Source organism: Streptomyces sp. NPDC044061 (assembly GCF_056434305.1).
In genome coordinates this window covers 28,421-54,435 of sequence record NZ_JBWKFL010000044.1, presented here as the reverse complement: position 1 = coordinate 54,435, position 26,015 = coordinate 28,421, and the positions used below count along the sequence as shown (strand labels likewise).

The 26,015-nt window shown below is 72.3% G+C and carries 10 protein-coding genes and 2 pseudogenes; 9 read left to right on the top strand and 3 right to left on the bottom strand.

What is annotated here, in order from left to right; translation table 11 throughout:
* Positions 1-436: 436 nt before the first annotated feature.
* Positions 437-685, bottom strand: a complete 249-nt coding sequence (locus AC07CM_RS41445) for an acyl carrier protein (protein WP_478881709.1) — start codon at positions 683-685, stop codon at positions 437-439.
* A gap of 98 nt (positions 686-783) precedes the next feature.
* Here AC07CM_RS41445 and AC07CM_RS41440 point away from each other — a divergent pair, with 98 nt between their 5' ends.
* The 7 genes and pseudogenes from AC07CM_RS41440 to AC07CM_RS41410 all read left to right on the top strand — a co-directional run bounded on the left by AC07CM_RS41440 (position 784) and on the right by AC07CM_RS41410 (position 22,924).
* Positions 784-2,337 (top strand): AMP-binding protein, encoded by a 1,554-nt coding sequence (locus tag AC07CM_RS41440; RefSeq protein ID WP_478881708.1) that lies wholly within the window; start codon positions 784-786, stop codon positions 2,335-2,337.
* Between the two features lie 93 nt (positions 2,338-2,430).
* A complete protein-coding gene (locus AC07CM_RS41435; RefSeq protein ID WP_478881707.1) occupies positions 2,431-18,714 on the top strand; it encodes a type I polyketide synthase in 16,284 nt (5,427 codons plus the stop codon).
* Positions 18,711-18,764: pseudogene (locus AC07CM_RS41430) on the top strand (hypothetical protein); the annotation flags it as partial. The gene AC07CM_RS41435 and the pseudogene AC07CM_RS41430, both read left to right, overlap by 4 nt.
* Positions 18,747-20,066 (top strand): annotated as a pseudogene (locus AC07CM_RS41425) (type I polyketide synthase); the annotation flags it as partial. The pseudogenes AC07CM_RS41430 and AC07CM_RS41425, both read left to right, overlap by 18 nt.
* 45 nt (positions 20,067-20,111) lie before the next feature.
* Positions 20,112-20,660 (top strand): flavin reductase family protein, encoded by a 549-nt coding sequence (locus AC07CM_RS41420; RefSeq protein ID WP_478881706.1) that lies wholly within the window; start codon positions 20,112-20,114, stop codon positions 20,658-20,660.
* Between the two features lie 113 nt (positions 20,661-20,773).
* Positions 20,774-22,081: an LLM class flavin-dependent oxidoreductase gene (locus tag AC07CM_RS41415; RefSeq protein ID WP_478881705.1), complete on the top strand. Its 1,308-nt coding sequence runs from the start codon at positions 20,774-20,776 to the stop codon at positions 22,079-22,081.
* Between the two features lie 78 nt (positions 22,082-22,159).
* Positions 22,160-22,924 (top strand): thioesterase II family protein, encoded by a 765-nt coding sequence (locus AC07CM_RS41410; RefSeq protein ID WP_478881704.1) that lies wholly within the window; start codon positions 22,160-22,162, stop codon positions 22,922-22,924.
* A 9-nt stretch (positions 22,925-22,933) separates the two neighbouring features.
* On the opposite strand, the gene AC07CM_RS41405 is transcribed toward AC07CM_RS41410, so the two are convergent.
* Together AC07CM_RS41405 and AC07CM_RS41400 are read right to left on the bottom strand one after the other, a co-directional pair.
* Complete coding sequence (locus AC07CM_RS41405) at positions 22,934-23,707, bottom strand: TetR/AcrR family transcriptional regulator (protein ID WP_478881703.1); 774 nt, start codon at positions 23,705-23,707, stop codon at positions 22,934-22,936.
* Between the two features lie 34 nt (positions 23,708-23,741).
* Positions 23,742-24,014 (bottom strand): hypothetical protein, encoded by a 273-nt coding sequence (locus AC07CM_RS41400; protein ID WP_478881702.1) that lies wholly within the window; start codon positions 24,012-24,014, stop codon positions 23,742-23,744.
* Between the two features lie 193 nt (positions 24,015-24,207).
* On the opposite strand from AC07CM_RS41400, the gene AC07CM_RS41395 reads away from it, so the two are divergent.
* Positions 24,208-25,182, top strand: coding sequence for an ATP-binding cassette domain-containing protein (locus AC07CM_RS41395; protein WP_478881701.1), 975 nt, complete (start codon positions 24,208-24,210; stop codon positions 25,180-25,182).
* 40 nt (positions 25,183-25,222) lie between these two features.
* A complete protein-coding gene (locus AC07CM_RS41390; protein ID WP_478881716.1) occupies positions 25,223-25,966 on the top strand; it encodes an ABC transporter permease in 744 nt (247 codons plus the stop codon).
* Positions 25,967-26,015 lie beyond the last annotated feature (49 nt).

Below are 26,015 nucleotides of genomic sequence, written 5' to 3'. Positions count from 1 at the left end.
TCTGACTGTTCGACGGCGCAAGAGAATCGGTAAATATCTTGTGGAGATGACCGCTTGCTCATGGTGGGTGCGCTCTCCGGCCCGTGGCCGTTCCCTCAGGTTTCACTCAAACCGCTTGACATCGATCCGAGTTGACGTTCCTTCGCCGGCGCTCCATGTGCCGTTGGCCGATTTACGTCGGTGCGCCCGTGGCGGGGGCCGAACCGCGGGCGGCCGGCGAGGCGTGCCGTCCGGCCATCCCGGCCGAAGGTGACTTACCGTCAAGTATTCGCGCGTAGCGTTGACTTCTGAGTGAGCGCGGTGTCAGGGGAGGGGTTGCCGGCCGGTGAACTCTGGGGTCGGTAGGGGTTGTGGCGCGCGCCGGCTCCCCGTCAGCATGACGCCCGAAAAGGGTCAGCCGCTCACTTGGGCCGGCGTCCTCCGGTGACTCGCTCGGTCATTCGGCGGGTGCGGTCATCTGCGAAATACTCGCCCAGATCCGACCGGGTGTGGCGAACGTTTCCAGGCTGAGCAGGTCGTTGACGAACCGGATGTGGTACTCCGCCTCCAGGTCGCTGATCAGCTCCACAGTGGCCATGGAATCCAGGCCGTAATCCCGGAGCGAGGTTTCCTCGTCAATCACATCCGCCGCGGATATGAACGGAAGGTATCTGCGCAGTATGGCGTCGAACTTGGCGTCGAGCATGATGACTCCGACTCAGAGGCGTGGCTGCTCTTCGCGATGCAAGACCACTACCGGACGTATCGACAACCCCTATCCCCCCTTACTCGCTGGAGATCGGAATGTCCGACCTGGTCGACTCCGCGCTGACGGCGCGCTTCCTGCGGGGCCTGGCCGCCGCCCCCGCCGACACCGCGGTGAGGATCGGCGCACGCTCCGTGAGCTACTCCGAACTGCACGAGCTGGCCCTGCGCCGGGCGGGCGCGCTGCGCACCGCGCCGGGCGGCCCGCCGCGTGCCGTGGGCGTGCTCACCGACCGGACCCTGGAGGGCTACGCCGGCGTCCTCGCCGCACTGTACGCCGGGGCCACCGTGGTACCACTGCACGCGGGCTTCCCGCTGGAGCGCACCCGCCGGATGCTGGTGACGGCCCGCGTGGACGCGGTGATCGCCGACGGGCCCGGCCTCGCCACTTTGTGTGAACTCGCCCGGGCCGGGCTGCGGTTGCCGGTGCTCGCGCCCGAGGCCGGCGACGGCACCCCGCATCTGATCCCGACGACCGGGCGCACACTCGACGCACCGGCCCGGGTGCGCGACACCGACACCGCCTACATCCTGTTCACCTCCGGCTCGACCGGCCGGCCCAAAGGCGTGCCCATCACCCACGGCATGACCCGGCACTACTTCACCCTCGCCGACCGGCACTACGACTTCTGCGCCGACGACGCGTTCTCCCAGACGTTCGACCTGAACTTCGACTGCGCGATGTTCGACATGTTCTGCGCATGGGGAGCCGGCGCGAGCCTCCACCCCGTCCCGGCACAGGCCTACCGGGATCTGCCCGGCTTCTTCGCCGAACGGGCCCTGACCGTCTGGTTCTCCGCGCCGAGCGCCATCGCCCTCGCCCGCCGCACCGGAGGTCTCGTCCCCGGCGGAATGCCGACGCTGCGCTGGAGCCTGTTCGCCGGCGAGGCACTGCGCGCGGCGGACGTCGTCGACTGGCAGGCCGCGGCCCCCGCCTCCACCGTCGAGAACATCTACGGGCCCACCGAACTCACCCTGACCGTCACCGGCCACCGCTGGTCCCCGAAGACCTCACCGGACCTTTGCGTCAACGGCCTCGTGCCGATCGGCACGGTGCACGAGGGCCACGACCACCTGCTGCTCACGCCGGACGGGCGGTTCTCCGACCAGGAGGGCGAACTGTGCGTCACCGGCCCCCAGATGACCCCCGGGTATCTCGAACCGGAGGACAACGAGGGACGGTTCCTCCGGCACGACGGCCGCATGTGGTACCGCACCGGCGACCGGGTGCGCGCACTGGCCGACGGCGAGCTGATCTACCTCGGCCGCTGGGACTCCCAGGTACAGGTCAACGGCTGGCGAGTGGAACTGGCCGAGATCGAGTTCGCGCTCAGCGCCTGCCCCGGTGTACGGGACGCGGTCGCCGTCACCCGCACCGCCGGTGGCACCGTCGAGATCGTGGTCTTCTACACCGGCGAACCCGTGCCCCCCGCCCGGCTGACCAAGCAGCTCGCCGAGCTCCTGCCCAAGGGCATGCTGCCCCGGCGGTTCACCCATCTGACGGAATTCCCACTGAACTCCAACCGGAAGATCGACCGCAGACGCCTCGCCGAGGAAGCGGCCGGGGAGCCCGGCACTATGCGGCCCAACTGAACCCGCGTAGGGGTCGCTAGGGGCTCTTGGCCGACGTCCGTTGCGCGAACGTGGCCCGCAACGGCAGGCGGATGCAGATCGCGGAGGAACCTCTTGACGTCGGCACACACGCTGGGGGTGCTGCCCGCACCCGAGCAGATACGAGTCTTGGTCGAGCTGGTGCGTGAGCAGGTGCTGGCCGTGCTGCGCGAGGCCGGCGAGGAGCCGGACGCGGTCGACCCCGCCCGCCCGTTCCGCGAACTCGGCGTGGACTCCCTCGGCCTGGTCAAGCTCCAGCGGCTGCTGAACGCCGCCACCGGCCTGACCATGCCGCCCACCGTCGGCTTCGACTTCCCCACGGCCGCGGACCTGGCCCACCATCTGCGAGCCGAACTCGTCGGATCGGTGGCCGAAGCCACCGACGAGTTCACGCCACCCCCGGCCACGGACGAGCCCATCGCCGTCGTCGGCATCGGCTGCCGCTTCCCGGGCGGCGTCGCCTCCCCCGAACAACTCTGGCAGCTGATCGCCGAGGGACGGCACGTCGTCGACGACTTCCCCGACGACCGCGGCTGGGACCTCGACCGGCTCTACGACCCGGACCCCGCCACCCCCGGCTCCACATACGTCCGCCATGGCGGATTCCTACGGGACGCCGGTGACTTCGACGCCGGCTTCTTCGGGATCAGCCCCCGCGAGGCGCTGGCCATGGAACCGCAACAGCGACTCGTCCTGGAGACCGCGTGGGAGGCGCTGGAACGCGCCGGCATCAACCCCGGCACCCTCCGGGGCAGCCGCTCGGGCGTGTTCATCGGCGCCGACCCGCAGGACTACGGCATGCCGCTGCACGAGGCCCCGGACGGACTCGACGGCTACCTGATGACCGGCAACTCCCCGAGCGTGCTGTCCGGGCGGGTCGCCTACGTCCTCGGTACCGAGGGCCCGACGCTGAGCGTGGACACCGCGTGCTCCAGCGCGCTGGTCGCCCTGCACCTCGCCGTGCAGTCGCTGCGTGCCGGCGAGTGCTCGCTCGCGCTGACCGGTGCCGCGTCCGTCATGGTCCACCCGGGTGCGTTCACCTCGTTCAGCCGCCAGCGCGGACTCGCTCCCGACGGGATCTGCCGGCCCTTCGCCGCCGCCGCGAGCGGCACCGCCTGGTCCGAGGGCGCAGCCGTCTTCGTCCTGGCCCGGCTGTCCGAGGCACGGCGGCTCGGACACCCCGTGCTGGCGACGATCCGAGGTACGGCCATCAACTCGGACGGCGCCAGCAACGGACTGACCGCGCCCAACGGCCTCGCGCAGCAGCGTGTCATCCGGCAGGCACTGGCCAACGCCGGGCTCACCGCCGGCGACGTGGACGCCGTCGAGGCGCACGGTACGGCCACCACCCTCGGCGACCCGATCGAGGCACACGCGCTGATCGCCACCTACGGCACGGCGCACTCGCCCGGGACACCGCTGTGGCTGGGCTCGGTCAAGTCCAACATCGGGCACAGCCAGTCCGCAGCGGGCGCCGCCGGACTCATCAAGATGATCATGGCGATGCGGCACGGTGTGCTGCCGCAGACCCTCCACGTCGACCAGCCCACCCCGCACGTCGACTGGTCCTCCGGCACCGTGCGTCTGCTGACCGAGGCCGCGCCCTGGAAGCCGTGCGACCGCCCGCGCCGCGCCGGCGTCTCGGCGTTCGGCGTCAGCGGCACCAACGCCCACGTCGTCGTCGAGGAACCCCCACGCCCCGAGCCCGCCCCCGAGCCGCGCCCACAGCCCGAGGGCCCGCTGCCCCTGGCCGTCTCCGCCCGCTCCGAGCAGGCCCTGCAAGCCCAGGCACAACGCCTGCTGGACCTCGTACGCACCGAGCCACAACCCCGGAGGGACGACCTCGGTCTCTCCCTCGCCGTCGGCCGGGCCGCCATGCCGCACCGGGCAGTGCTGCCGGCGGCCGACGCGGACGAACTCCAGGCCGGCCTGCGCGCCCTCGCGGCCGGTGAGACACATCCCGCGCTGCTCACCGGGACGGCGACCGGTGGGGGGCTGGCCTTTCTCTTCACCGGGCAGGGCAGCCAGCGGAACGCCATGGGCCGGCAGCTCTACCGCACCGACGCCCGATTCGCGGAGGCGCTCGACGAGGCGATCGGCTACCTCGACCTCCAGCTCGAACGCTCCCTGTGGGACGTGCTGTTCGGCGACGACGACCCCGAAACGGCCGCGCTGCTCGACCAGACCATGTACGCCCAGCCCGCGCTGTTCGCCCTGGAGACCGCCCTGTTCCGGCTGGTCGAGTCCTGGGGGCTGCGCCCGGACTTCGTCGCCGGTCACTCGGTCGGCGAACTGACCGCGGCCCACGTCGCGGGAGTGCTCAGCCTCCCCGACGCGGCGATGCTGGTGGCCGCCCGCGGCCGGCTGATGCAGGAACTCCCGCAGACGGGCGCCATGGTGGCCGTCGCGGCGCCCGCCGACGAGGTCACCGAGCTGCTGCGCGAGGCACCCGGCGTCGACATCGCCGCGATCAACGGCCCCCACGCCGTCGTCATCTCCGGCGACGAGACCTCCACCGTCCAGGTCGCCGCCGCACTCGCGGCCCGCGGACACCGGACCAAACGCCTGCGGGTCAGCCACGCCTTCCACTCGGCGCTCATGGACCCCATGCTGGCCGAGTTCCGCCGGATCGCACAGGTCATGACGTACGCCGAGCCCACGATCCCCGTCGTGTCCAACGTGACCGGCGGCCTGCTCGCCACGGACCGGCTGCGTTCGCCCGAGTACTGGGTCGAACACGTCCGGCAGCCCGTGCGGTTCGCCGACGGGATCGCCTTCCTCGAGGCGGCCGGCGTCACCACGTTCCTCGAACTCGGCCCCGACGGCGTACTCACGTCGACGGCACAGGACTGCGTCGACGACGAGGCCGACTGCGCGTTCGCCCCGGCGCTGCGCCGCGACCACGACGAGCAGACCTCCATCCTGTCGGCCGTAGCCCTGGCACACGTACGCGGCGCGCACGTCGCCTGGGACACCTGCTACCCGGACGCCCAGCGGATCGAACTGCCGACCTACGCCTTCCAGCGGCAGCGGTACTGGCTCACCGCGGAGAAGACGACGGGCGACGCGCGAGTCGTCGGACAGCAGCCTGTCGGGCATCCGCTGATCGGCGCGATGCTGACCCTGGCGGCCGGCGACGGCGTACTGCTGAGCGGCCGACTCTCACGCCGCGTACAGCCATGGCTCGCCGACCACGTCATCGCCGGCAGCACCCTGCTGCCGGGCACGGCGTTCGTGGAACTCGCCCTGCTCGCCGCGGACCAGGTCGGCTGCGGCACCGTCGAGGTACTGGACCTGGAGACCCCGCTGACCCTGCCGGACGACTGCGGGACCGCCCTGCAGATCGTGGTCGGCGAGGCCGACACGGCAGGCCGGCGCACCGTGGAGTTCTACGCCCGCCGCGAGGACAGCACCACCGAGGACGACTGGACACGCCACGCGGGCGGCGTACTCGCCCGTGCCACCACCGCTCCCGCGGCGGGGACGGCGGAGTGGCCGCCGCCGGGTGCGGAGCCGGTGGACGTCGCCGACTTCTACGAACGGCTCACGCGGGAGGGATACGGGTACGGGGCCGCCTTCCAGGGCCTGCGCGCCCTGTGGCGCACGGACGCGGAGGTGTACGCCGAGGTCGCGCTCCCGGCCGGTCACGGCGACCGCGCCTACGGCCTGCACCCGGCCCTGCTGGACGCGTCCCTGCACGCGCTCGGCCATGCCCTGCCGCAGCCTGACGGCCAGGTGACCCTGCCCTTCACCTGGCGCGGAGTGACCCTGCACGCCACCGGCGCGAACGTGGTGCGGGTACGGATCACCGCTACCGGACCCGACTCGGTCGGCATCGAACTCACCGACACCACAGGCGCGTTGGTGGCTTCGGTGGACTCCCTGGTCGTGCGGTCGGTCGACGCCGACCGGATCGGCGGCACCGGCACCAGAGGCGCACTGCTCCGCGTCGACTGGACCGAACTGCCGCTCGCCGAATCCACCGGGAACGCCACCTGGGCCGTCCTGGGGCCCGACCCCTACGGACTCGTCGAGGCCCTCGGCGCCCGGCGCGCGACCGACCTGTCCGAGGCGGCGGGCGCCGACCTGGTGATGGCCACCTTCCGGCCGAGGGCCGGGGTCGCGCCACTCGATGCGGCACGAGACGTCGCCGGGCAGGCGCTGCGCCTGGTGCAGGACTTCCTGGCCGACGAGCGACTCGGCGCCGCACGGCTGGTCGTCGTCAGCGGGAACGCCGTGCCGGCACTGTGGACGGAGGCACCCGACGACGCGGCGCCGGCGACGGCAGCCGTGTCGGGGCTGCTGCGCGCGGCGCAGGCGGAGCATCCGGGCCGCGTGATCCTGGTGGACGGGGACGCGAGGACGGCCGGGACGGCGGCGGACCTCGCATCGCTGCTGCCCGCGGCCGTGGCCTGCGGGGAGCCCGAGCTGGCCGTGCGCCACGGGCGGCTGCTAGCCCCCCGCCTGGTGCGCGGCGGCGGCACGGCCGAAGCGGCCGGCTGGCCCGCCCACGGCACCGTGCTGATCACCGGCGGCACCGGAGGGCTCGGGGCGCTGGTGGCCCGCCACCTGGTCACCGAGCACGGCGTACGACGGCTGGTCCTGGCCGGCCGACGTGGCCTCGAAGCCCCCGGCGCCGAGCGCCTGCGCGACGAGCTCACCGAGGCCGGAGCCACCGTCACCATCGCCGCCTGCGACGTCGCCGACCGAGGCGCGCTGGCCGCCGTACTCGACGCCGTACCCGAGGACCATCCCCTCACCGGAGTCGTGCACGCGGCCGGCGTCGTCGACGACGGCACCTTCGAGGACCTGACCCCCGACCGCATCGGCACCGTCTTCGCCCCCAAGGCCGACGGCGCCTGGAACCTGCACGAGCTGACCCGCGACCTGCCCCTGCACGCCTTCGTCCTGTTCTCGTCGGCGGCCGGATTCCTCGACGGCGCGGGCCAGGCCAACTACGCGGCGGCCAACACCTTCCTCGACGCGCTGGCCCAGCACAGACGACTGTCGGGGCTGCCCGCCACGTCCATCGGCTGGGGACTGTGGCCACGCGAGCACGGCATGGGCGCAGGCCTGTCCGACGTGGCCGTCCACCGCGTGACCAGGCTCGGCCTGCGCGAACTCTCCGTCGCCGAGAACCTCGCCATGATGGACGCCGCACTGCGCTCCGGCGAGGCGTTCACCGCACCCCTCTGGTTCGACGCGCACGCCCTGCGGGGGAGGCCGGGAGGCGTACCGCCGCTGCTGCGCACCCTGGTCCGGGCACCCGTCCGCCGAACGGCAGGCGCGGCCGGCGCCGACCCGGCCGGTCCCACCTCCATCGCACAGCGCCTGGCCGAACTGTCCGACGAGCAGCGGCGGGACCACCTCCTGGACCTCGTACGCGAGCAGGTCGCAGCCGTGCTCGGCCACTCCGGCGCGGACGCGATCGACGCCAAAAGGGCCTTCAACGACATCGGCTTCGACTCACTGGCCGCCGTCGAACTGCGCAACGCCCTGAACACGGCCACCGGTCTGCGCCTGTCCGCCACCCTCGTCTTCGACTACCCGACACCCCTCGCGCTGGCCACACACCTCGAAGACCGCATCCTCCAGGGCGGCCCGAAACGGAAGGCCTCCGTGCCCGCGGTACGCGCGGCGTCCGACGATCCCGTCGCGATCATCGGCATGGCCTGCCGCTATCCGGGCGGCGTGTCCTCGCCCGAAGACCTGTGGCGGCTCGTCGCCGAAAGCCGGGACGCCATCGCCGAGTTCCCCGGCGACCGTGGCTGGGACATCGCCGAACTGTACGACCCCGAGCCGGGCAAGCCCGGCAGGACCTCCACCAAGGAGGGTGGATTCCTCTACGACGCCGCCCTGTTCGACCCGGACTTCTTCGGCATCAGCCCGCGCGAGGCCGTGGCCATGGACCCGCAGCAGAGGCTCATGCTGGAGGCATCCTGGGAGGCGTTCGAACGGGCCGGGATCGACCCCCGTTCGGTCCACGGTTCACGCACCGGTGTCTTCGCCGGCGTCATGTACCACGACTGGGCCACCCGGCCCGGCGAGATACCGGAGGAGTACGCCGGCTATCTCGGCAACGGCGGTCACACCGCCGTGGTGTCCGGCCGGGTGGCGTACACGTTCGGCCTGGAGGGCCCGGCGGTCACCGTCGACACGGCCTGCTCGTCCTCCCTGGTCGCCCTGCACCTGGCGGCCCAGGCCCTGCGCAACGGCGAGTGCACGCTGGCCCTGGCCGGCGGCGTCACCGTGATGTCCACGGCGGACACCTTCGTCGACATGAACCGGCAGGGCGGCCTGTCCTCGGACGGCCGCTGCCGCTCGTTCGCCGATGCGGCCGACGGCACCGGCTGGGGCGAGGGCGTGGGTGTGCTGCTGGTGGAGCGGTTGTCGGACGCGCGTCGTCTTGGGCATCCGGTGCTGGCGGTGGTGCGGGGTTCGGCGGTGAACCAGGACGGCGCGTCGAATGGTTTGACGGCGCCGAACGGGCCCTCGCAGGAGCGGGTGATCGAGCAGGCGTTGGCGTCGGCGGCTTTGTCGTCGGCGGATGTTGATGTGGTGGAGGGGCACGGGACGGGGACGGTCCTGGGTGATCCGATCGAGGCGCAGGCGTTGCTGGCGACGTATGGGCAGGGTCGGCCGGAGGACAGGCCGTTGTGGCTGGGGTCGATCAAGTCGAACATCGGTCATACGCAGGCTGCGGCGGGCGTGGCCGGGATCATGAAGATGGTTCTGGCGATGCGGCATGGTGTGTTGCCGCGGACGTTGCATGTGGATGAGCCGTCGGGACAGGTGGACTGGTCTTCCGGCGCGGTGGAGTTGTTGACCGAGGCTCGGGAATGGGCGGAGGTTGCGGGGCGTCCGCGTCGGGCGGCGGTGTCGTCGTTCGGGATCAGTGGGACGAACGCGCACGTGATCGTGGAGGAGCCGCCGGTGGTCGAGGCGGTCGCTGTTTCCGGTGATGTCGCCCCTGTGGCGTGGGTGGTGTCGGGGAAGACGCCCGAGGCGCTGACGGCTTACGCCGACCAGCTCAGGTCTCATGTGGCCGGGCGTGAGGCGTTGCGTCCGGTGGATGTGGCGTGGACGCTGGCCGGTCGTGCGAAGTTCGAGCAGCGGGCCGTGGTGGTCGGTGCGGACCGTGAGGAACTGCTGCGCGGTCTGGACGGCGTGGGTGTGGTGTCCCCGGTGGCGGGCAGGCTGGCGTATCTGTTCACCGGGCAGGGTGCGCAGCGGCTCGGCATGGGACGTCAACTGGCCTCCCGTTTCCCGGTGTTCGCCGACGCATTTGACGAGGTGGCCGCGGCGCTGGACGCGTATCTGGAGCGGCCGCTGCGCGAGGTCGTATGGGGCGAGGACCCCGATCTGGTGAAGCAGACGGGCTGGGCGCAGCCGGGGCTGTTCGCCGTCGAGGTTGCGCTGTTCCGCCTTCTGGAGTCGGCGGGGCTGAAGCCCGACTTCGTGGCCGGGCATTCCATCGGTGAGCTGGCCGCGGTACACGTCGCCGGTGTACTGACGCTCAAGGATGCGGCCCAACTCGTAGCTTCCCGCGGCCGGTTGATGCAGGGGCTGCCCGCTGGTGGCGCCATGGCCTCCGTTCGGGCCGAAGAGGCCGCAGTACGGGTCGCTCTTGCCGATGGTGCCGAGATCGCAGCGGTCAACGGACCCGGTTCTGTAGTGATTTCGGGCTCCGAGGACGCGGTCGCAAAGACGATCGAGAGGCTCCAGGGCCACAAGGTCACCCGCCTCCGTGTCAGCCACGCCTTCCACTCCCCGCTGATGGAGCCGATGCTGACCGACTTCGCCGAGATCGCGTCCCAGCTGTCCTACGACGCACCGCGCATCCCGGTGATCTCGACCCTGACCGGCCGACAGGCCGCCGAGGAGCTGTGCGATCCCGACTACTGGGTCCGCCAGGTACGTCAGCCGGTCCGCTTCGCCGACGCGGTGGCCGCGCTGACGGCCCAGGGCGCGACCAGGTTCCTCGAGGTCGGCCCGGACACCGTCCTGGCCGCCATGGCCGAGGACACCCTCCCCGCCGAGGCCTACGCGGTTGCCACTCAGCGCCGCGATCGCGAAGAGGCGTACTCACTCCTCTCCGCCCTCGGCGACCTCCACTCCCGTGGCACCGACATCGACTTCACCGCCCTCCACCCCGGACGGCACATCGAAGGTCTCCCCACGTACCCCTTCCAACGCGACCACTACTGGCTGACCCCCCTCCGCACCGCCGGTGACGTCGGCTCGGCCGGGCTGGAGGCCGTCGAGCATCCGCTGCTGAGCGCTGCCGTCACCGTGGCCGACGCGGACCGGGTGATCATGACGGGCCGGCTGTCGCCCGGCCGGCAGGAATGGCTGGCCGATCACGACATCCTGGGGAGTCTGCTGCTGCCGGGCACCGGTTTCGTGGAGCTGGCCATGCGGGCCGGGGACCACGTCGGTTGCGGACGGCTGGAGGAGCTGACCCACCGGGCGCCACTGATCCTGCCCGCAGCCGGCACGGTGACCGTGCAGGTCGTGGTGGACGCGCCGGACGAGGCGGGCGTGCGCGCACTGACCGTCCACTCGCGGCCCGACGCCGACACACCGTGGACGCTGCACGCGACCGGCGCGGTGGCCCCCGCCATGGCCGACGCGTCCTTCGACCTGGCCGAGTGGCCGCCGGCGGGGGCGACTCCGTTGAACGTCGAGGGGTTCTACGAGGGCCTGCGCGAGCGCGGCTACGGCTACGGACCCGTGTTCCGTGCGCTGCGCCGGGCATGGCGGCAGGGTGAGCACGTCTACGCCGAGGTGGAGCTGCCCGAGGGCAGTGACGGCACCGTGTACGGGCTGCACCCCGCTCTCCTGGACGCGGCCATGCACGCCGACCAGTTGGGGGAGCACGGTGCCGTGGACGGCGACACGCTGCTGCCGTTCTCCTGGTCCGGTGTGACCCTGTACGCCACGGGCGCGACGGCGCTGCGGGTGCATCTGGAGCGGCTGCGCGGCGACGAGGTGTGCGCCATACGGCTGGCCGACCCGACGGGGCGGCCGGTCGCGACCGTGGAGCAGATGACCGTACGCCCGGTGTCCGCCGGACAACTCGACCAGGGCGGTCACGGCGGCGAGCTCCTCCGGCTGGCGTGGACACCCGCGCCGGTTCCGGAGAGCGCGGGCGAGGCCGCGCTCGTGGGCGATCTTCCCGGCACCGGGCTCGCGCGGTTCCCCGGACTGGCCGCGCTGGACGTCGTACCGCCCGTGGTGTTCTGGGCCGTGGGGCCCGTCGAGGGCGATCCGGTGCGCGGCTCCCGCGCGGGTACCGTCGAGGTGCTGGCGGCCGTGCAGGAGTGGCTGGCGGAGGACCGGTTCGCCGGCAGCCGGCTGGTGTTCGTGACCCGGGCTGCCGTGGCGACCACCGAGGCGGAACCGGTCGAGGTCGGCCAGGCGCCCGTGTGGGGGCTGGTCCGAGCCGCGCAGGCCGAGCACCCCGGCAGGTTCGGGTTGATCGACACCGACCGGACGGCCGAGTCCGCCGCCGTGCTCGGACGGCTCGCCGGGACGAGCGAACCGGAACTCGCCCTGCGGTCGGGCCGGGTGACCGTGCCGCGCCTCGCGCCGATGACCACGGCCGGCAGCGGGGAGGTGCCGTGGAACAGTGCGGGCACCGTGCTCATCACCGGTGGTACGGGCGAGTTGGGCGCCCTGGTGGCCCGGCACCTCGTCGCCGAGCACGGTGTGCGCCACCTGCTGCTGACCAGTCGTCGTGGTCCGGACGCGCCCGGGGCCGACGCCCTGCGCGCGGAGCTGATCGGGCTCGGTGCGACCGTGTCCGTCGTGGCCTGTGACGTCGCCGCGCGGGCGCAACTCGCCGCTGTGCTGGCCGGCGTGGCCGACGAGCATCCGCTGAACGCGGTCGTGCACGCGGCGGGCGTCGCCGACAGCGGCCTCGTCACCGATCTGACACCCGAGCGGCTCGACGCGGTCCTCGCGCCCAAGGCCGACGCGGCCTGGCATCTGCACGAACTCACCCGCGACGCCGGCCTGGACGCGTTCGTGATGTTCTCCTCGGCCGGGGGACTGGTGCTGGCTGCCGGGCAGGGCAACTACGCGGCCGCCAACGTCTTTCTGGACGGCCTCGCCGCACACCGGGCCGCCGCGGGACTGCCCGTGACGTCGGTGGCGTTCGGCCTCTGGGACACCCGCGAGCCGGGCGCGTCCAGGTCCGCCGAGGATTCCGACGTGGCCCAGGTGCGGCGCCTGGGGCTGCCCGCGCTGCCGGCCACCGACGCGCTGGCCCTGCTCGACGCCGCCGTCACCGCCGGGGAGCCCTGTGCCACGGCTCTGCGCGTCGACCGGGCGATGGTCCGGGCCAGGGGCGACGTGCCGGCGCTGCTGCGCGGACTGGTGCGCGGCGGCACCACCCGCCGCGCCGCCCGGACGAGCGCCGACACCGGTGCACCCGCACACGCTCTCGCCGAGCGGTTGGCGGGACTGGCCGAAACCGAGCGCGTACGCGTCGTGGTCGACCTCGTACGGGACCGCGCCGCCACCGTGCTCGGTCACGCGAGCGGCGACGACGTACGTGCCGACCGGGCCTTCTCCGACCTCGGCTTCGACTCGCTGGCGGCCGTGGAGCTGCGCAACGCGCTGAACGCCGCCACGGGGCTGAGGCTGCCCGCCACCCTCGTCTTCGACTACCCGAACGCACAGGCGGCGGGCGAGTTCATCGTGTCCCGCCTGACGGGGACCGTCACCATGACCCCGGTGCCCGCCTCGGGGACGACGCGCGTCGCCCCGGCCGACGAGCCCATCGCCGTCGTCGGCATCCACTGCCGTTTCCCCGGCGGCGTGAACTCGGCCGAGGAACTGTGGCAGTTGCTCGACGAGGGCCGGGACGCCGTCACCGACTTCCCTGTCGACCGCGGCTGGGACATCGACGGCGTCTACGACCCGGAGGAGGGCGTCCCCGGCAAGACGTACGTGCGCAGCGGCGGATTCCTGCACGACGCGGGGGAGTTCGACCCGGAGTTCTTCGGCATCATGCCGCGCGAGGCACTGGCCCTGGACCCGCAGCAGAGGCTCCTGCTCCAGGGGGCCTGGGAGACCTTCGAGCGGGCCGGGATCGACCCCGCCTCGGTGCGCGGCAGCCGGACCGGCGTCTACGTCGGCGTGATGTACACGGAGTACGGCATACGGGTGCAGCAGCACGTGCCCGAGGAGATCGCCGCCTACCTGTCCGGCGGCAGTGGCGCCAGCATCGCCTCCGGGCGGGTCGCCTACACCCTCGGCCTGGAGGGCCCGGCCGTCACCATCGACACCGCGTGCTCCTCGTCCCTGGTGGCCCTGCACATCGCCTGCCAGGCGCTGCGGCAGGGCGAGGTCGGCATGGCGCTGGCGGGCGGCGTGACCGTGCTGCCGACACCGGACGTGTTCGTGGACTTCAGCCGGCAGCGCGGCCTGGCGCCGGACGGCCGGTGCAAGGCGTTCGCCAAGGGCGCCGACGGCACCGGCTGGTCGGAGGGCATCGGCCTGCTGCTGGTGGAACGGCTCTCCGACGCCCGCCGCAACGGGCACCCGGTGCTCGCCGTGATCCGCGGCTCCGCCATCAACCAGGACGGCGCGTCCAACGGCCTCACCGCGCCCAACGGCCCCTCCCAGCAGCGGGTCATCGAGGCTGCCCTCGCCGCGTCGGGACTCTCGCCCCGGGACGTCGACCTGATCGAGGGCCACGGCACGGGCACCGCGCTCGGCGACCCCATCGAGGCGCAGGCGCTGCTGGCGACGTACGGGCAGGGCCGGCCGGCCGACGAGCCGGTGCGGCTCGGTTCGGTCAAGTCCAACCTCGGTCACACGCAGGCCGCGGCCGGTGCCGCCGGCGTGATCAAACTGGTGCAGGCCATGCGCCACGGCGTCATGCCGCGCACCCTGCACGTGGACGAGCCCTCGGACCAGGTCGACTGGTCGGTGGGTGCGGTGGAACTGCTCACGCGCGCCAGGGAATGGCCGCGCAACGGCCGTCCGCGCCGGGCCGCCGTGTCGTCCTTCGGCCTCAGCGGTACCAACGCCCACGTCATCCTGGAGGAGCCGCCGGCCGACCTCGAGGTCACGGTGGACGCCGAGCCGAACGACTCGCCGGCCGTCACGCCGTTGCCCTGGGTCCTGTCCGCCAGGACCGAGGCGGCACTGCGCAGCGCGGCCGAGCGGCTCGCCGCCCATGTCACGGACACTTCTCCGGCAGGCGCCGACGTCGGGTGGTCCCTCGCGTCCGGCCGCGCCCAGCTGGAGCACCGGGCCGTGGTGCTCGGCGAGGACCGCACGCAATGGCTTGCCGGACTGGAAGCCGTCGCCGCCGGGAAGGCCGCGCCGGGCGTGGCGACCGGCACGTTCACACCGCACGGCCGTCTCGCCGTGCTGTTCACCGGCCAGGGTGCCCAGCGGCTCGGCATGGGCCGCGAACTCCACCAGACGTACCCGGCGTTCGCCATGGCCTTCGACGCGGCCGTGGACCTCCTCGACGGGCATCTCGACCGGCCCCTGCGAGACGTGATCTGGGGAGCGGACGACGAACTCCTCGACCGGACGGTGTACGCGCAGGCCGGGCTGTTCGCGGTGGAGACGGCGCTGTTCCGGCTGGTCGAGTCGTGGGGTGTTCGGCCGGACTTCGTGGCCGGGCACTCGATCGGGGAGCTGGCCGCCGCGCACGTCGCCGGGGTGCTGTCCCTGCCGGACGCGGCGCGACTGGTCGCCGCGCGGGGCCGGCTGATGCAGGCGCTGCCGTCGGGCGGTGCGATGGCCGCGGTGCAGGCCGCGCCCGACGAGGTGCGGGACGCGCTGCCGGACGGCGTCGGTCTCGCGGCGGTCAACGGCCCCCGGTCGGTGGTCGTCTCCGGTCCCGAGAAGGCCGTGACCGCCACCGTCGAGCACTTCCTCGCGCAAGGCCGCAGGGCCACCCGCCTGCGCGTCAGTCACGCCTTCCACTCCGCGCTGATGGAACCGATGCTGGACGAATTCCGGGCCGTGGCCTCGACGCTGGACTACGGCAGGCCGCGCATACCGGTGGTCTCCAACGTGACCGGACGCCCCGCCGACGCGGAGACCCTGTGCACCCCCGAATACTGGGTGGATCACGTACGGCAGACCGTCGCCTTCGCCGACGGCGTCGGCGACCTCGTCGAGCGCGGCGTGACCGCCTTCCTCGAACTCGGGCCCGACGCCGTGCTGACGCCGATGGTCGACGAAGTGACCGACGGCGACCGGCTCGTGGCGCCCGCACTGCGCCGCGACCGTTCCGAACCCGCCCAACTGCTCACCGCGCTCGCCCAGCTCCACGTCACCGGTATCCCCGTGCGCTGGACGGCAGCCTTCGCGCACACCGGCGCCCGGCGTGTCGACCTGCCCACCTACCCCTTCGAGAAGCGGCACTTCTGGCTCTCGCCGCCGGCCGGGCCGGCGGCCGCGCGGGAGAACGGTGACGCGACCGGGCACGGCCAGCGCAACGCCGGCCACCCGCTGCTGTCCGCGGTCATGCCCGCGCCGGAGGGCGGCGGCCTGGTGCTCACCGGCCGGATCTCGATGCAGACGGACAGCCAGGCCTGGCTCGCCGACCACAACGTGATGGGCATGGGCCTGCTGCCCGGCACCGGATTCGTCGAACTCGCCCTGCGCGTCGCCGAGGAGGCCGGCTGCGACACCGTCGAGGAACTGGTGATCCAGCAGCTCATGCCGCTTCCCGACCGGGGCGGCGCCGCCGTACAGGTCGTCGTCGACGGGCCGGACGAGTCCGGGCGCCGCCCGTTCGCGATCTACTCCCGCTTCGAGGACGCCCCCGACCCGATGCCCTGGACCCGGCACGTCACCGGCATCCTGGCCACCGAGCGGCAACCCGCCCCCGGCCGGGAGGAGTTCGGCCTCGGCGGCGCCCAGTGGCCGCCCGCCGACGCGCAGCCGGTGAACATCGACGGCGTCTACGACTACCTGACCGGCAAGGGCTACCACTTCGGCCCGATGTTCCGGGGCCTGCGCGCCGTGTGGCTGCGCGGCCGGGACCTGTTCGTCGAGGTCGCGCTGCCCGACCACGCCGAGCAGGACGCCCGCGCCTACCGGCTGCACCCGTCCCTGCTGGACGCCGCCATGTCCGCCACCGACTTCCTGGGCGGCCGCAGACCGCAGGACGCCGGAGCCGGCCAACTCCCCTTCTCCTGGACCGGGGTGAGACTGCACTCGACCGGAGGCCTGAGCAGGCTGCTGGCCCGGATCAACTGGCTCGGCTCCGACGAACAGGCCGGTTCCGAGGCGGTCCGCATCGACCTCGCCGCGCCCGACGGCAGCCCCGTCGCCTCGGTGGAGTCGCTCGTCGTGCGCCCGGTCACCGCGGACAGGCTCGTCGCCGAGGGCGCCGCACAGACCGGGGCCCGGCATCTGGAATCGGTGTTCCGGGCCGGCTGGAGCCAGCTGCCGCTGGGCGACGCGAGCGAAGCCACCCCGGGCCGATGGGCCGTCCTCGGTGACGACGGCCTCGGGATCGGCGCAGGCGACGTCCCCGTGTACGCGGACCTCGCCGCGCTCCGGGCCGCGCTGGACGCGGGCGGGGAGGCGCCGGAGCTGGTGTTCCTGCCGGTGGAGCCGGGCGACGACGAGATGCCGGACGCGGTGCGCTCGCGGCTGCGCACCGTGCTCGCGACTCTGCAGGACTTCCTCGCCGACGAACGGCTCGCCGCGACCCGGCTGGCCGTCCTGACCTGGTTCGGCGCCGACGGGGACGGCGCGCACCTGGACCTCACCGTCGCACCGGTGTGGGGCCTGGTCCGCGCGGCGCAGGCCGAGAACCCCGGCCGGATCCTGCTCGTCGACCTGGACGCCCAGGAGTCCTCGCTCGGCATGCTGCCCGCGGTCGCCGCCCTGCCCGAACCGGAGGTGTCGGTGCTCGGCAACCAGGTGCGGGTCCCGCGACTGGCTCATGTGCCGCGGCCGGCGGACCCGGTGGCGCCGCGCTGGCGCCCGGAGGGCACCGTGCTGATCACGGGTGGCACCGGCGGGCTGGGCGCCCTGGTCGCCCGTCACCTGGTCACCGAACACGGCGTACGCCACCTGCTGCTGGTCGGCCGACGCGGCCCGGACGCCCCGGGTACCTCCGAACTCCGTACCGAACTCCTTGAGTTGGGGGCCGAGGTCACCGTGGCGGCCTGCGACGTCGCCGACCGGGAATCGCTGAGCGCACTGCTCGCCACCGTTCCCGGCGACCGTCCGCTCAGCGGCGTGATCCACGCGGCCGGGGTGCTGGACGACGCCCTCGTCACCTCGCTGACCCCGGAGCAACTGGACACGGTGCTGCGGCCGAAGACGGACGCGGCCTGGGCGCTGCACGAGCTGACCGAGGAGCTCGACCTCGACGCGTTCGTGCTGTTCTCCTCGGTCGCCGGACTGCTCGACCCGCTCGGCCAGGGCAACTACGCCGCCGCCAACGCCTTCCTCGACGCGCTGGCCCGGCACCGGCACCGGCACGGCCTGCCCGCCACGTCCTTGGTGTGGAACCTGTGGGCGGGGGACAGCGGCATGGCCGGCGGCACCGACCCCGCGCTGGTGCACCGCCTGGCCACCCGCGGCACCCCCGTGCTGACCGCCGGCGAGGGACTCGCCCTGTTCGACCGGGCGCTCACCGTGGACGAGCCCGTCCTGGTCCCGCTGCGGCTCGACCCGTCCGGCACGCGGATTCCGGACGCGCTGCGCGACGTCATGCCGACCGCCCAACGCAACGCACCTCCCGCCGACGCCGCCGCCCCGGCACCGCGGCCGACGGGAGCCGGGGACCCCGACGACCTGGTGCGGCGGCTGGCCGGGCTGCCCGCCGACGGCCGCGAACGGCTGCTGGGCGACCTCGTCAGGGCACAGGTCGCCGAGGTGCGGCACGGTGATCCCGGCGGCGTCGACATGAGCAGGGGATTCACCGAACTCGGACTGGACTCGCTCGCCGCGATCGAGCTGCGCAACCGGCTCGGCGCGGCCACGGGGCTGCGGCTGCCGGCCACGATGATGTTCGACCACCCCACTCCGGCCGACGTGGTCGAGCTGCTGCTCGAAGAGCTGGCCGCCGACCTGCCGGACGCCCCGGACCCGGAGGAGCCAGGGCCGGTGTGGAGCGGTGGGCAGCCCGACGACGCGGAGGTACGGCGCCGGCTGTCCGCCGTACCCGTGTCGGCCCTGCGCGCGGCGGGACTTCTGGACGCGATTCTGCGCCTGGGCGCCCCGGAAACCGACGCGCCGCCGACCGGCCAGGCGGCCGACGCCCCGGCGGACCGCAGCGAGGAGATCAGGAGCATGGACGTCGACGACCTGGTCGCCGCCGCCCTCGCGGGCGCGGAAACCAGTGAGGAGCAGGAGCGATGACGACGGCGGACACCGCGAAGATCGTCGCGGCGCTGCGGGCCTCCGTGCTGGAGAACGACCGGCTCAAGCAGGAGAACGCCCGGCTGCTGCGCGCCGCCGCCGAACCGGTCGCCATCATCGGACTGGCCTGCCGCTACCCCGGCGGAGCCGACTCGCCCGAGGCGTTCTGGCGACTGCTCAGCGAGGGCCGCGACGCGGTCACCCCGTTCCCCGCCGACCGCGGCTGGGACGTCGACGGACTGTACGACCCGGAGCCCGGCAGACCCGGCCGCAGTGTCACGCAGGAAGGCGCGTTCCTGCACGACGCCGCCGAGTTCGACGCTGACCTGTTCGGCATGTCCCCGCGCGAGGCCCGCGACATCGACCCGCAGCAGCGGGTGGTGCTGGAGACGGCGTGGGAGGCGCTGGAGAACGCCCGGATCGACCCGCTGTCCCTCAAGGGCAGCCCCACCGGCGTGTACTGCGGCGTCATGTACCACGACTACGACGGCGCGGACGGCGGCGGCAGCCTCACCAGCGGGCGCATCTCGTACACCCTGGGACTGCAGGGCCCCGCCGTCTCCATCGACACCGCCTGTTCCTCGTCGCTGGTGGCCCTGCGGATGGCCGCGCACGCGCTGCGCACCGGTGAGTGCACGCTCGCGCTGGCCGGCGGCGTGACCGTGATGTGCACACCGGAGACGTTCGTGTACTTCAGTTCGCAGCGCGGTCTCGCTCCGGACGGCCGCTGCAAGTCCTTCGCGGACGCCGCGGACGGCACCGGCTGGGGTGAGGGCTCGGGCCTGCTCGTCCTGGAGCGGCTGTCGGACGCCGAGCGCAACGGCCGGCGGATCCTCGCCGTCGTGCGGGGCGTGGCCACCAACTCCGACGGGGCGTCCAGCGGCATCACGGTGCCCAACGGACCGGCGCAGCGGCGGGTCATCCGGGACGCGCTCCGGCAGGCGGGACTGCGGGCGGACGAGGTCGACGCGGTCGACGCGCACGGCACCGGCACCCGGCTCGGCGACCCCATCGAGGCACAGGCGCTCCTGGCCACCTACGGTCGGGACAGGCCGGCGGAACAGCCGCTGTGGCTCGGCTCGGTCAAGTCCAACATCGGGCACACTCAGGCCGCCGCGGGCGCCGCGTCGATCATCAAGATGGTGCTGGCCATGCGGTACGGCGTACTGCCGCGAACCCTGCACGTGGACGCGCCCACCTCCCAGGTGGACTGGTCGGCCGGGAACGTGGCCCTGCTGACCGAGGCCAGAGCGTGGCCCGACACCGGGCGGCCCAGGAGAGCGGCGGTGTCGTCGTTCGGGATCAGCGGGACCAACGCGCACGTGATCCTCGAACAGGCGGCGCCCGCTCCGGGCGACGACAGCCGTGCGGCGACCGACTGACGGGCGGAGCGACTGATGCGCGTACACACGGAGGAGACCAGCGACGGCAGCCTGCTGGATCCGGCGCGGCTGCGCCACGTCCTCGGCCACTTCTGCACCGGGATCGCCGTCATCACCGCGCGGGAGGAAGGCCGGCCGCCCGTCGGGTTCACCTGCCAGTCGTTCGTCTCGCTGTCCCTCCAGCCCCCACTGGTGTCGTTCTCGGTGTCCCGCTTCTCCCGGTCCTGGCCGGGGATCCGGCGTGCCGGACGGTTCTGCGCCAACATCCTCAGCGCCGAACAGGAGCCGCTGTGCCGCCGGTTCGCGGCCACCGACGACAACCGGTTCGCCGGCGTGGAGTGGTGGGCGAGCCCGGCGACCGGATCACCCCGGCTCGCGGGAGCGCTGGCCTGGGTCGACTGCACGATCGAGGCGGTGTATCCGGGCGGAGACCACCGGATCGCCGTCGGCCGGGTGCAGGACCTGGACGTGACGGCCGGCGAGCCGGACCCGCTGCTGTTCTACCTGGCCCGATTCCACCGTGCCGCCCCCACGACCCCTAGCGGCTCGGCACCCACCCCCTGAAGCGCCCGGCCGACCCCCTCAGTGCCCGGCCGGGCGTCTCACCGGCCCGGCACCGCGTCCTAGGGTCGGCCTGCAGCCCCCTTGTGTGCGGTTCTCGTCCTGCGGAGGAACTCATGAGATTCGGCCTGATCTACCATCACCAGCTGCCGCGCCCCTGGGCGGAGGACAGCGAGGAGAGGCTGTTCAACGAGGCGCTGGAGCAGATCGAGCTGGCCGACCGGCTCGGCCTCGACTACGCGTGGGCGACCGAGCACCACTTCTTCGAGGAGTACTCCCACTCGTCGGCGCCCGAGGTGTTCCTGGCGGCCGCCGCGGCCCGCACCAAGAACATCCGGCTCGCGCACGGGATCGTCCACATGCCGCCCGCGGTCAACCACCCGGCGCGCATCGCCGAGCGGCTCGGGGTGCTCGACCTGATCTCCGGCGGGCGGCTGGACTTCGGCTCCGGGCAGGGCAGCTCGCAGCTGGAGGTCGGCGCGTTCGGCATCGAACTCAAGGACAAGTACGAGCAGTGGCACGAGGCGCTGGAAGTCGTCGTCCGGATGATGACCGAGACGCCGTTCACCGGCCACGAGGGCACCTGGGTGAACATGCCGCCCCGTAACGTGGTGCCCAAGCCGAAGCAGAAGCCGCACCCGCCGCTGTGGCGGGCGTGCACGCGCCGCGACAGCATCCAGGACGCGGCCCGCGAGGGCATGGGCGCACTGGCCTTCTCCTTCGTCAATCCGGAGGAGGCCAAGGAGTGGGTGGACGCCTACTACGGCACCCTCGCGTCGGACGAGTGCCGGCCGCTCGGCCGCGCCGTCAACCCGAACGTGGCCATGGTCCTGCCGTTCATGTGCCACGAGGACGAGGAGGTCGCCCTGGACCGTGGCCTGGAGGCGGCGCACTTCTTCTCGTACTCGCTGATGCACTACTACATGACGGGTGAGCACCGCCCCGGAGTCACCGACATCTGGGCCGAGTTCCAGGCCGCCAAGGAAGCGCTGGGCTTCACCCGGACGCCGGCCGCGCCCGCCGAGGACGACGGCCAGACCGGTGTCCAGCAGGCGATGATGGACCAGGTCGGCATGTTGCGCCGCGGCATCGGCACGCCGGAGCAGATCCGCGACATCGTCCGGCGCTACGAGGCGGTCGGCGTGGACCAGATCATCTTCTCGGTGCAGATCGGCAAGAACAAGCACGAGCACATCCTCGAGTCGCTGGAGCTGTTCGCCCGCGAGGTGATGCCGGAGTTCGTCGAGGGCCGCGACCGCAAGGAGGCCGAGAAGGCCGAGCGGCTGAGTGTGCCGATCAAGGAGGCCCTCGGCCGCGTCGAGCGCAGGACCGCGGACGTATCGGACTTCGCCATCGCGCCCGAACTCTCCCTGCCCGACTACCAGGACGACGATGACGACGATGACGGCGATGACGACGACTGACTAGGGATCCGGCGGCACCGCGTCGCGCGGGGCGTGTCCGCGCGGCTCAACTCGGTTCGTACGACGAAGGGACAGGCAGTGACCGTCGGCACTGGAGAGTGGATCCGGCGCTTCCATCCGGCTCCGGAGGCCGCGGCGCAGCTGGTGTGCCTCGCGCACGCGGGGGGCGCCGCGTCCTACTTCTTCCCCGTCTCCAGGGCGCTGTCGCCCGACGTGGAGGTGCTGGCCGTGCAGTACCCCGGCCGGCAGGAACGCCGCCGGGAGGCGCCGTTCGAGGACGCGGAACTGCTCGCCGACGCCGTCGCCGAGCAGCTCGCGGACGTCACGGACCGGCCGCTGGCTCTGTTCGGCCACAGCCTCGGCGCGACGGTCGCCTTCGAGGTCGCGCTGCGGCTGGAGGCCGCCGGGATCACCCCGCTGACGCTGTTCGTCTCGGGGCGGACGGCCCCGTCCAGGCATCGCGCGCGGTGGGTGCACCGGGGCGACGACGAGCAACTGCTCGCCGAGATCGTCAAGATGGAGGGCACCGAACCGGCGATGCTCCAGGACCCGGAACTCGTCAGGATGATCCTCCCCGCGCTCCGCAGCGACTACAAGGCCGCCGAGACCTACCGTTTCCGGCCCGGCACGCCGCTCCGGTGCCCGGTGCTGGCGCTGACCGGGGACGCCGATCCCCAGGTCACCCTGGCCGAGGCCGAGGCATGGCGGGAGCACACCACCGGACCCTTCGAACTGCGGGTGTTCCCCGGCGGCCACTTCTACCTCAACCGGCACGCCCCGGACGTCGTGTCACTGATACGGCAGCGGATGACCGCGCCGTCCGGGAACACGACGCGGCCGTGACGTCCCGTCCTATCGTTCGTCGCCGGCCTCCTTCGCGCGAGCCCGCACCAGCACGCCCACGCCGTCGAGGATGCAGTCCAGCCCGAACGTGAACTCCTGGTCGCTGCCCGTGGGTTCGTCGAGCACCCCGGCGTCGATCACCCGGTTCATCGCCGGGAACCGGCCCGGCTCCGTGAGGCCGCGCATCAGCAGGCCGTACGAGGCCATCGCCGCACGCTCGTCCGGTGCCGCCGCGAGGAACGACTGCTGCACCTCCGCGGTCACCGTCGCCTCGTTGCGGATGTAGCCGCTCAACAGCATGATCACCGACAGTTTCTCGCCCTCGGCGAGCGCGGTCGAGCCCAGCCGGGTCAGGCCGTGCTCCAGCCAGTTGAGCTGATGGGGAGTCACCGGCGGGCCGCTGACCGGCACGTACAGGGCCCAGGTGTGCTCGTCGAGGATCGCGTGCTGCTCACAGGCCCAGCTCCGCAGGCCCTCGCGCCAGTCGCCGTCCTCCGCCGCGTGCGGGGAGGGCGGGGTGCGGTAGATGGCGTCCACCATGAGCAGCAGCAGGTCCTCCTTGGAAGCCACGTAGCGGTACAGGGACATGGGGGACGCGTCGAGCTCGGCCGCCACCCGGCTCATCGAGACGGCGGCCAGGCTCTCCGCGCCCGCGACCGCCACCGCGGCGTCCACGATGCGTGGCAGGCTCAGCGCGCGTCGCGGCCCCTTGGCCGGCCGTTCGCGCAGTCCCCACGCGTCGGCGAGGTGGGCGGGCATTCCCTGGTCCGTGTGCCCTTCCATCGTCGTCACCTTCTGTCGCAGTGCGGAATCCGGCCTAGGGGTGGTCGTCGCGGATCAGCCTGGCCGTCCGCAGCTCTTCCAGCCATTTCTGAACAGCCGTCAAGGTCTCCGACGGGTCTTCCTGCCACATTTCGGCGATTTCGTCGGTGGCGAGATGAGGGTCGCCGCCCCAGCGTTGCAGGGCGATCCAGGCGACCGTGAACGGGGGCGGATAGAAGTGCTCCTTTCCCGTTCGCCCGCTGCACAGCACGAGCCAGCCGTCCGGATTCACCGTGACCTCGACACCACGTTCCCGGTGCAACGGCACGCCTGTCCTCCAAGTCATCGATCCCTCGCATGCGAACGCCGCCCCGGATGAGCTGAGTTGAGCTTCTCCGCAGCTCAGGAGGCGGGTGGACACCGGACTGTGTATGGGATACGCTCAATAGCGTACGGTACACGCAGATCGCCTTCAAGATGCTGCGGACATGCTCTCCGGATGGCGAGGGGTGCAACGGCGAATGATCCACGAAATGGCTATCGAGGCCCGTGGGCTACGGAAATCCTATGGAAAAGTACAGGTGCTTCAGGGCGTCGACCTGAGTGTTCGGAAGGGCAGTGTCTTCGCGCTGCTCGGGCCGAATGGCTCGGGAAAGACAACCACGGTTCGCATCCTGTCGACACTTACTTCTCTCGATGCCGGAGAGGCGAAAGTCTCCGGTTTCGACGTCACCCGGGAGCGACGCAAAGTCCGGCAGCGGATCACGCTGACGGGGCAGCAGGCGGCGATCGACAAGAACCAGACCGGCGCGGAGAACCTCTACATGATGGCCCGGCTGTCCGGGCTGTCGCGCGCCGAGGCCCACGAGCGCGCGCGGTACCTGCTCGAGAGGTTCGACCTCACAGAGGCGGGCGGGCGCAAGCTCAGCACGTACTCGGGCGGCATGGCCCGTCGTCTCGACCTCGCGGCGAGCCTGGTCAGTTCGCCTTCGGTGGTGTTCCTCGACGAGCCGACCACCGGTCTCGACCCACGCAGCCGGCAGGCGCTGTGGGGTGTCGTCGCGGCTCTCGCCGAAGGCGGTCTGACCGTGTTCCTCACCACGCAGTACCTGGAGGAGGCGGACCGTCTCGCGGACCGCATCGCCCTGCTCGACGGTGGCAAGGTGGTCGCCGAGGGCACTCCGGACGAGCTCAAGGAGCGGGTCTCCGGGCAGCGCCTGGACCTCGAACTGGCCGACCGGGGCGCCTTCGACGCCGTGCTCGCACTGCTCGGTGATCGGGTGTCCGCGCAGGACCCCGGCCTGCTGACCATCGGTGTGGCCACGGACGGTTCGGCCCAGCGGGTGCGGGCCCTGCTCGACGAGGTCGACCCCGACGGCGACCGCGTCGCGAAATTCAACGTCCACAGCGCCACCCTGGACGACGTGTTCCTGGCGCTGACCGGCCGCACCGCGAACGCGGAGGCGGACGAAGCGAAGGAGACCGCCGGTGTCTGAGAGCATCGCGCTGACCTCGAGGCCGCGTTCCGTCGGAACGGTGTCCAGCCTGCTGACGATGATCGGCCGGTGCACCCGTCTGACGAGGCGTGACGTCGACGCGCTGATCATGTCCCTGATGCTGCCGATCATGATGATGGTGCTGTTCGTCTACCTCTTCGGCGGGGCGATCCAGACCGGCGGCGACTACGTCACCTATGTCGCACCCGGCGTGCTCCTGCTGTGCACCGTGTGGGGCGCGGCCCAGACCGGCGTCGGGGTCGCCAACGACATGAGCACCGGCATCGTCGACCGGTTCCGGTCGATGGACGTCAGCGGCGCGGCCATGCTGGGCGGCCATGTGATGGCCAGCATCATCAAGAACATCACCTCGACCTTCGTGGTGATCGGGGTCGCCCTGCTCATCGGGTTCCGCCCCAAGGCCGACACGCTCCAGTGGCTCGCGGCCGCCGGCGTGCTGGTGGCGTTCATCCTCGCGATGTCCTGGCTGGCGGCGGTCGTCGGCCTGCTCACCAAGTCGACGGACGCGGCCGCGAGTTTCGCCTTCGTGATGATGTTCCTGCCGTACATCAGCAGCGCCTTCGTGCCGATCAAGACGCTGCCGAGCTGGCTGCAGGGCGTGGCCGAGCACCAGCCGTCCACGGCCATCATCGAGAGCGTCCGGGGCTTCCTGCTCGACCGGCCGGTCGGCGACCACGCCTGGATCGGCCTCGTCTGGTCCGCCGGCATCCTGCTGGTGTCCGTGACGCTCGCCGGCGTCTTCTTCCAGCGCCGCGCCGACTGACCCGCCGGCGGCTCTCTCCCCCCCGCACGGCCGAAGGCGGCCTCCACGA